At 44.5% G+C, this 8548-nt stretch carries 8 protein-coding genes; all 8 read right to left on the reverse strand.

Annotated features, from left to right (window positions below):
• Positions 1 to 935 (reverse strand): long-chain fatty acid--CoA ligase (locus tag QAI40_RS15800; protein ID WP_304511809.1); only part of this gene is annotated, 935 nt, incomplete at its 3' end.
• Between the two features lie 18 nt (positions 936 to 953).
• Positions 954 to 1703 (reverse strand): ABC transporter ATP-binding protein, encoded by a 750-nt coding sequence (locus QAI40_RS15805; protein ID WP_299980671.1) that lies wholly within the window; start codon positions 1701 to 1703, stop codon positions 954 to 956.
• Positions 1696 to 2481 (reverse strand): ABC transporter ATP-binding protein, encoded by a 786-nt coding sequence (locus QAI40_RS15810; protein ID WP_299980669.1) that lies wholly within the window; start codon positions 2479 to 2481, stop codon positions 1696 to 1698. Before QAI40_RS15810 ends, QAI40_RS15805 begins: the two co-directional genes overlap by 8 nt.
• A complete protein-coding gene (locus QAI40_RS15815; RefSeq protein WP_299980667.1) occupies positions 2478 to 3491 on the reverse strand; it encodes a branched-chain amino acid ABC transporter permease in 1014 nt (337 codons plus the stop codon). The genes QAI40_RS15810 and QAI40_RS15815 overlap by 4 nt, the downstream gene beginning before the upstream one ends.
• Before the next feature lie 4 nt (positions 3492 to 3495).
• Positions 3496 to 4362 carry a branched-chain amino acid ABC transporter permease gene (locus QAI40_RS15820; protein WP_299980666.1) on the reverse strand — a complete coding sequence of 289 codons (867 nt, stop codon included), beginning with the start codon at positions 4360 to 4362 and terminating at the stop codon, positions 3496 to 3498.
• Positions 4363 to 4421: 59 nt separating this feature from the next.
• On the reverse strand, positions 4422 to 5696 hold the full coding sequence (locus tag QAI40_RS15825) for an ABC transporter substrate-binding protein (RefSeq protein ID WP_299980664.1): 1275 nt from the start codon (positions 5694 to 5696) through the stop codon (positions 4422 to 4424).
• Positions 5697 to 6221: 525 nt separating this feature from the next.
• Complete coding sequence (locus QAI40_RS15830; RefSeq protein WP_299980662.1) at positions 6222 to 7205, reverse strand: universal stress protein; 984 nt, start codon at positions 7203 to 7205, stop codon at positions 6222 to 6224.
• Positions 7206 to 7513: 308 nt separating this feature from the next.
• Positions 7514 to 8548: AMP-binding protein (locus QAI40_RS15835; RefSeq protein ID WP_304511810.1), on the reverse strand; the 1035-nt coding region annotated here is incomplete at its 5' end.

Below are 8548 nucleotides of genomic sequence, written 5' to 3' on the forward strand. Positions count from 1 at the left end.
ACCAAATATGACATATCATACTGCTCCAGGCTGTCATTTTCCAGGATCATCCTGTACAGGGCCGGGACCCCTAAAAGCCACCTGACTTTATATCTTTCGATGGACTCTAAAATGGCATCCACCTGGGGCTGTGGCATGAGGACCACCATGTTGCCCTTATTTAAACCAATGGCCATGAAAAATCCCAGGGCCATGATATGGAAAAGGGGATTAACGGCAATATAGACGTCTGTGCCTTCTTTTAAATGGTCCCCTGCCACGTCATTAGTTACATCGTTGATATAGGATGTGGAGCCGATATGATTGCCTGGCACACCCTTGGGAAATCCCGTAGTACCACCCGTATAGAGAATATAGGAAAGGTCAGTGGCAGGATTAATCTTTACATCTTCTTTCAGGGGCTCTGCTTTAAGAATTGATTTAAAGGATAAAATTTTGTCATCATAGTCCACTCTGCCATTGGGAACCTTGTCAAACAAAAGGCCCAGGCCCCTTTTCCAGGCTGGCAGAAGATCCACAAGATTGGTAACAATAGCCTGTTTCAGATTTGTACTTGCAAAGATTTCTTTTACATACCCGAAATTGGTATCCATGCAGATAATGGTTTGAGCCCCTGAATTATTGATCATATACTCGATTTCATGGGAGGTATAAATCGGGGAAACAGGAACCAGAACTGCCCCTGCCTTCTGGATGCCAAGATAGGCAACCACCCACTGGATGCAGTTGGGAATATAAAGAAGGACCTTGTCGCCTTTTTGCACCCCTAATTGTCGCAGCCCCCCTGCAAATCGTTGGCTTAAGTTTTTCAGATGTTTATAAGTAAAATGTTCGCCCAGATATAACACGGCCGTGTTATCCGGATATTTTTCACTCATCAGGTCAAATCTTGAAAAAGACAGTTCCTTTTCAAGCGGTATGATATTCTTCGTCATTTAGGATGGCTCCTTTTTTTATGAAACACCAAAATATGCAGATTTTACATCTGGATTATCCATGAGTTCTCCTCCGGTTCCTTCCATGACAGCCGCACCATTTTCAAGAATATAGGCATAATCTACAATAGGGAATACGGGTCGGGCATACTGCTCTGCTATGATAATAGAGATCTTGGTTTCCTCCTGGATAACTTTGGTGGCTTTGATCAGGGTGGCCTGCATCAAGGGGCTTAACCCTAAAAGCGGCTCATCCAGCAAAAGAACCTTGGGCTGTGCCATCAAAGCTCTGCCAATGGCCACCATCTGCTGCTCTCCACCGCTTAGAAATCCGCCCAGACGGTTCTTAAGTTTCTGCAGGGCGGGGAACATGTTCATAACATAATCAAGAGTGTATTTCGCCTGGGCCTTGGTGGCAAGATACCCGCCGATTCGAAGGTTCTCAAGCACACTGCTTTCTTTGAATAACCGCCGTCTTTCAGGACAGAGAATAATGCCGGCCTTTGCCCGAAGGCTTGGTTTCAGGTCCATGATATTCTGGTTCTGGAACAAAACCTCCCCTGTCAGGGTGATTCTTTCTCCTCCTGACATGTCCTCTTTTTTCCGTATATCCAGCATGATCCCTGATAAAGAATACATTAGCGTGGATTTGCCGGCACTGTTTGCCCCGAATACACCAACAATCTGGTTGTCATCACATTTGATGCTGATATTGTTCAGGGCGAGCATGTTTTCGTAAAAGACCATTAAATCGCGGGCTTCAAGCATATGTCATGACCTCCTCAACCTCTTCAGATCCAAAATAGGCTTCCTTGACCTTTTTATCTGCCATGACTTCGGTGGGGCTCCCTTCTATGAGTTTTTCGCCGAAATTTAAGACCATGACGCGGTTGGCCACCTGAAAAAGTTCCCTTAAGCGGTGCTCAATCATGACAATGGTAATACCCTCATCCTGGAGCCGTTCAATCAAGGGTACCATGGATGCAATTTCGCTCATGGATAGCCCTGAAAACACTTCATCACAGATAATGATTTCAGGTTTGAGGGCAAGACATCTGGCAAGTTCCAGCCGCTTTAAGTAGCCTGTGGGTAAAGTGGATGTTTTTTTAAAGGGAATATAAGAGTCCCTTTCAAACCCGATATCTTCCAGGATGTCAATGGCAATGGTCTGCCTATTGCCAAGAGTGCCACCACCCCGCCAGCCCCCGGTCCGCTTGGCCCTGGGGGAAAACAGCGGAATCACAAGGTTTTTATAGGCAGGCAGGCTGTAATAGGGGCGCATGACCTGGAAGGTTCTGGTTACTCCCATGTCGGCAATTTTGTGGGGAGGTTTACCCGTAATATTTTTGTTTTTAAAATAAATGTTGCCTGAGTTGGGTTTGATAAAGCCTGTAATGGAATTAACAATGGTGGTTTTTCCTGATCCATTGGGTCCGATAATGCCTAATACATCTCCGGGAAAAACATCAAAGCTGACATTTTCAAGTGCCTTGACACCACCAAACCTCTTGGAGAGTTGGTCTATTTTTAGAATAGGATCTGTCATATTTTGGTCCATCTTTCAAATTGTTCATATTTTCTTTGCCCAAATTCCATGATACCGCCACTTTTGAAAAGGATGAATCCCACAAGGATGGATGCATAAAATGCAATCCTCAATGTTCCAAAATCCCTTAACAGCTCTGATGCGGGAACCAGGATCAGACACCCTAAAATTGGCCCCACAAGTGTTCCTGATCCACCAATGACTGTGGCAGCAATGGGCAGAATGGAAAAATCAAGGGCAAACTGGGAGATCCCCGACCACATGTAAATATGAGTGAGACACGCCCCTGCCAGGCAGCCCATGGAGGAAGCTATATAAACGGCCAGAGCCTTGTATTTGGTAATGTTGATTCCAGATGCCTTTACTGCCTGATCATTGTCCATGATAGCCGTAAAAATCAGTCCCCTGTCTGTTGTGACAAAACGTCTCAGACCAAACAGAAAGATCAGCAAAATGCAGATCACAAAATATTGTTCTGCAAAGGAGGAAGAAAAACTATCAATACCGATTATTCCATCAGTCCCACCGAAAATATCAAAAGCTTCAATGATTCTTGCCATAAAAAGAGGATACATCAATGTTACAATGGCAAAATACACCCCTTTTAAAGGCAGGCAGGGTAAGAGCAATAATGTGCAGAAACCGCCGCCTATAATTGCAGCCAGAGGAACGGTAAGAAAAGGGGGAATAGAAAAATAAGTATTTAAGATCCCGGCAATATACCCCCCTGTCCCAATAAAAAAAGCCCCGCCTAAAGAGACCAGTCCAACGTAATGGGCCATAAAATCAAAGCTCAATGCCAGTATGGCATAAATACAGACAATTGATATGACCCTTTGCCAGTACATGTCCGGCACCAGAAACGGCAGGGATAGCATTCCTGTAATCAAAATAAACCTGGGCAGGGTCAGGTAGCAAAGCTCCCTCCAGGACATTAATGCGTAAAGTCCATCCGATCTGACCTTGATCCCTCGATCAATTCTTTCTTTTCTTGATTCTTGAGTGCTCACTTTTTTACACCCTCTCTTCCAATTCTTTCTGCTGGCCGAACAGACCGGACGGTTTTAGGATCAGGGTCAGGATAATGGCCAGTATGGCCACAACCATTTGGAAATGAGACCCGATGAATACAACAGTCAGGATTTGGGCATAACCAATGATAAAGGCTGCAAAAAAAGCCCCCATCCAGGAACCCAGTCCCCCAACAATACAAACGGCAATAGACATGATCAGAACATGATATCCTGATTCCACCACAATATTGCCAAGGGGCAAAATTAATGTGGCGGCAACACCTGCAAGAACAGCCCCGAATCCCATGGCCAGCATGGCCATTAAATCCGAATCAATGCCCAGCATCAGCGCTGCTCTCTCATCCTGGGCCATGCCCTGGAGCGCAAGCCCGATCCTGGTATGGTGAGTAAACACCCATAATACCGCCACAAGAAGAATGCCGATAACCATCATGATAAGCCTGTGAAAATCCACGGGAACAGGACCGATCATGATGCTTCCCTCCATGAACACGGGCAGTGTATAGGTCATGCCTCTAAAGCCACCAAACCTTAAACCTTCAAGGATGGCAAGCCCGATGGCATAGGAAGCGATAATCTCGGAAATGTTCATCCCCCTCACCCGTATCAGAACAAACCTATACATCAGCATTCCCAAAGCCCCGTTCACACCAAGGGATAAAATGATGGCAATGACATAGGGTAGCCCGATTTTATGAAATAAGGTCCATGTGACAAACCCGCATATAACATAAAGTGCCCCATGGGCAAAGTTGGGCACCCGGCTGATACCATATACCATGGCAAAGCCGAGGCCCATAAGCGCAAGGGACACGGAGTTGATGGTCCCATAAACTAGAATTTCCATAAAAAGATCCCAAAATTAAGTGTTGAACAAGGTAATTTTAAAAAATCAGTTTTACTTCATCAATTTTTAACCATCCAGGGCGGAAGCAGAATACTGCCTTTGGCAATACTTTTCGGGTATACCACAATTCGTTTGCCATCCTGCCACTGGAGAATGGAACCCACAGCGCCGTCTTTGGGGTCCTTGGCAGCAATGACCTGGTGGCTTTTGGGATCAAATCTTAGTCTTCCATAAACACCCATCACATCTGTCTGTTCAAGGGCCGTTATAACTTTGTCTGAGTCAAGGGTTCCTGCTTTTTCAATGGCATCTTTTAACACATACACAGCCATGTAGGAGCTGGATGATCCAAGGCCTTCAGGTTCAACACCCCATTTTTTGGCATAGGCATTATAAAATTTCATGGTCCATGGGGTGGCATCGGAAGGTGCGTTACCGGCATTTACCACGTTGCACAGTGTATACTCTCCCTTGCCGTCTGTGGCTTTCCAAAAACCCGGTTGTTCAGCTGCAGCCAATGTGGAACCAAAGGGAAGGGCAGGTATTTTAAGATCATACCATTGTTTTAGAAGAATAGCACTTTCAGGCATATCCATCCAGATATTGATGATTTGTGAACCCGTTGATTTGACTTTTAAGAGTGCCATGGAAAAATCTGAAGTGCCTGTGGGGAAGATTTCACTACCTGTCACCTCAAATCCCTTGGAACCGGCCACTTTTGCCATTACTTTGGCTGCACCCCTTGCATGGGATACATCCTGGGCCATGATAAACACCTTGGTTAAGCCATACTTTTCTTTCAGGTCTACAAAGTTTTCAATCATCTCTCCGATCAGGGTGACTGCTTCCCCGTGAATCCTGAAAGCATATTTAAACTTGTCATATTCTTTTGCTATAGTTTTATGATATGCCGGGGTTAAAACACCGCTGGTCACAATAGAGATTTTTTTGTGTTTGGACAATAAAGACAAGGCTGCAAGAGCTGCCTCAGACCTGTTGGGTCCGCCCACAATAAAATCTGCTTTTTTGCTTAAAATCAATCTTTCAACTGCCATCAATGCTTCACTTACAGGCACTCCCGGTTCAAGGTCACGGGTGTCGATGACTTCAACCTTAAACGGTCTTTTTTTGCCATTTACATTGACACCGCCGGCAGCGTTGATTTCATCCACGGCTAATTTTATACCCCGTTCCGCATCCCACCCGTAAAGGTAGGCAATAGACAGGGGTGCCCCTATAATAATGGGTTTTTCGGCAAAGGCATGACCCCCTGAAAATAATAAAAACATGAATACAAAAAGGCTGAGACAAACTCTTAATTTGATGTGCTTCATAGGTGTTCTCCTTTTGTTAATGCATTATCCCCAATTGATAATATTTAAGATCCGTGTGGATCAGACCGACTGATTTTGGATTTAACCTGTTGCAAAGGTATTATTCAAAGACGGGAAGTTTTCTCAAGGTCCCAGTGGGTTTTTCCCAGGACTTTTTAAAAGGTGGTCTTGTTCACTCTCTTTCAAAGATTTTATTTTCATATTCAACTCCAAGATAATCGTTGTATTCTTGACGTTATACATGTTCAATAAATCATAAAAACAAGGGGGAAAGGGAGCGGTAATTTTTCTCAATTCAGCTCAGTATTCATAACAAACAATATTTCAAAACGCAAATGTTATGCCGAAAGAAAATCAAAGCAAGGACAAGGCTCCTTTAACTATTTACAAAAAAAAGGAAAATCCTTTGGCCTGTGCGTTTAAAACTCATACCAGCAACACCAGATTGCTATATCCAACTTTAAGGATTGTGTCAAATGGATTTAGGCCTCACATCAGCTCACGTCAGCAATCCCCTCCTGATTTTCAGGAGATCTTTCTGACCACAAGAACAGGACAGGAAGCCCGGCTGATAACGCGATCAGTTGTAGAACCAACCAGAAATTGTTCCAAGAGGCTGTGACCGTGAACTCCAAGTACGATCATATCCACTTCTTTTTGCACGGCATAGTCGATCAGTTTCTTATAGGGTTGACCTTCAAGCAGGATAGTAACGGGTGTACACCAGTTCCGGCTCTCTTCAGGAACCATAGAAGAAAGCTGTTTTTCAAGGCGGCTTGATAGATTGCTCCTTTCTTTCAAATCTTCATTATTTGCATCCTTCTGCAGATTCAAATATTCTGACCGTGCCCATCTGGTGTAGTCACCGCCCTGTATTTTCATATAGTCTGAGGCTGTTAATTTAATTTGTTCCGTTGGCCTGGTAACATGGGCCAGGTAAAGCTGTGTCTGAAATTCCTGTGCCAGGCTCAGGGCATAGTCAAAAGCAAGTTTCGAATCCGGGGAAAAATCACATCCCACAAGAATTCGTTTCAGTTTTATACTCTCCTCAATCGCGGAAACCAAATGATTTTCCCGTGCATGCAGAACCAGAAGTGGACATGACAGAATTTTCACCAGTCTATCCGTGACAGAGCCGATCAAAAATCGTTTTATGCCTGATCCGCCATGGGTTGCGGCAATGACCATATCAACATTGTTTTTACGGGCAGTTTGATCGATCTCATCTGCCGCATGCCCGTATGAGACTATGATTTCACAATCAATATCAGACGCTTCCGCTATTTTCTTAAGTCTATCCTTTGCATGTCGTATGCGATCACCCTTGACGTCGGTGTATGCAATATATGAGTGTCCAAAACTTGAAACCATAAGTGCTCCCGATACGATATGGCATAGATAAAGTGTCGAGCCAAACTCTGAAGCCAGTGATTTGCCATAGGCTAGGATAATGTTTGTGAAGTCCGAAAAATCGATGGCACACATTATTTTTTTTGGCTTTATCCTCATGATCTCCCTCCTTTTTAAAATTATTGTCTGGTTAGAGAAATATGATTTGCGCTTTTCATATGTGGTTTGCCCTGGCTGAAGAACAAGAAACATGTAAGGTCAAAAAGGAATATTAACGTCATATCAGTGAGCTTAGATTGTAATATCCTTACATAAGGGTCGTCAAGTGCATTATAGAGATAATTTTATTTTATTCGGGTGCTGTAGCAGGCAGGACACAATAAAGGCCGATCTGAAAATTATATAGATTCTCAGGTCGGCCTTTTATGTGAAGCAGTGAATCTCCGATTAATGGAAGTCTAACAAATCTAATTACTGGTCAATACCTTATGGCATTCGATCAGGTCGTCTACCACCTCCGGATCTGCCAGGGTGGAGATATCTCCCAAGCTGTCAAACTCATCATTTGCAATTTTTCTTAAGATACGGCGCATGATTTTTCCTGAACGGGTTTTTGGTAATGAGGGTGCAAAATGGAGAATATCAGGAGTCGCTATGGGCCCGATTTCCTTTCTGACATGCAGTTTCAACTCACTTAAGAGTTCGTCACTGGGGCTCGCACTGACCCTGAGGGTTACATATGCATAGATTCCCTGGCCTTTGATGTCATGGGGATATCCGATTACCGCAGCTTCCGCCACTTCCTTATGGCTGACAAGAGCACTTTCCACCTCAGCTGTTCCCATCCTGTGGCCGGATACATTGATCACATCATCCACACGGCCGGTGATCCAGTAGTATCCGTCTTCATCCCTGCGGCATCCGTCACCGGCAAAGTAGTATCCGTCAAACATCTGGAAATAGACTTTTTCAAACCTATCATGGTCATTGTAAACAGTTCTCATCTGTCCGGGCCAGGGTTCTTTAAATGCTAAAATCCCGTCACAGGCCCCTTCAAGCGGTTGCCCTTCTTCATTTAAAATCACCGGGTTAACGGAAAAGAATGGTAATGTTGCCGATCCGGGTTTCTGGTCAATGGCATATGGCAGCGGAGTGATCATTATGCCGCCGGTTTCAGTCTGCCACCATGTATCCACAATCGGGCATCTTTCTTTGCCCACATATTTAAAATACCATTTCCATGCCTCGGGATTAATGGGCTCGCCAACTGATCCCAAAAGTCTTAAGGAAGAAAGATCATATTTTTCAACCCATTCTTCCCCCTGGGCCATCAATGCTCTGATAGCAGTGGGTGCAGTGTAAAACTGGTTTACTTTCCATTTGTCAACGGTTGCCCAGAAACGTCCCGGATCAGGATAGTTGGGGACTCCTTCAAACATGAGGCTTGTGGCCCCCTGTGACAGGGGACCATAAACAATGTAGCTGTGTCCGGTTACCCAGCC

This window comes from Desulfobacula sp. (assembly GCF_030611305.1).
Taxonomy (GTDB): Bacteria; Desulfobacterota; Desulfobacteria; order Desulfobacterales; family Desulfobacteraceae; genus Desulfobacula.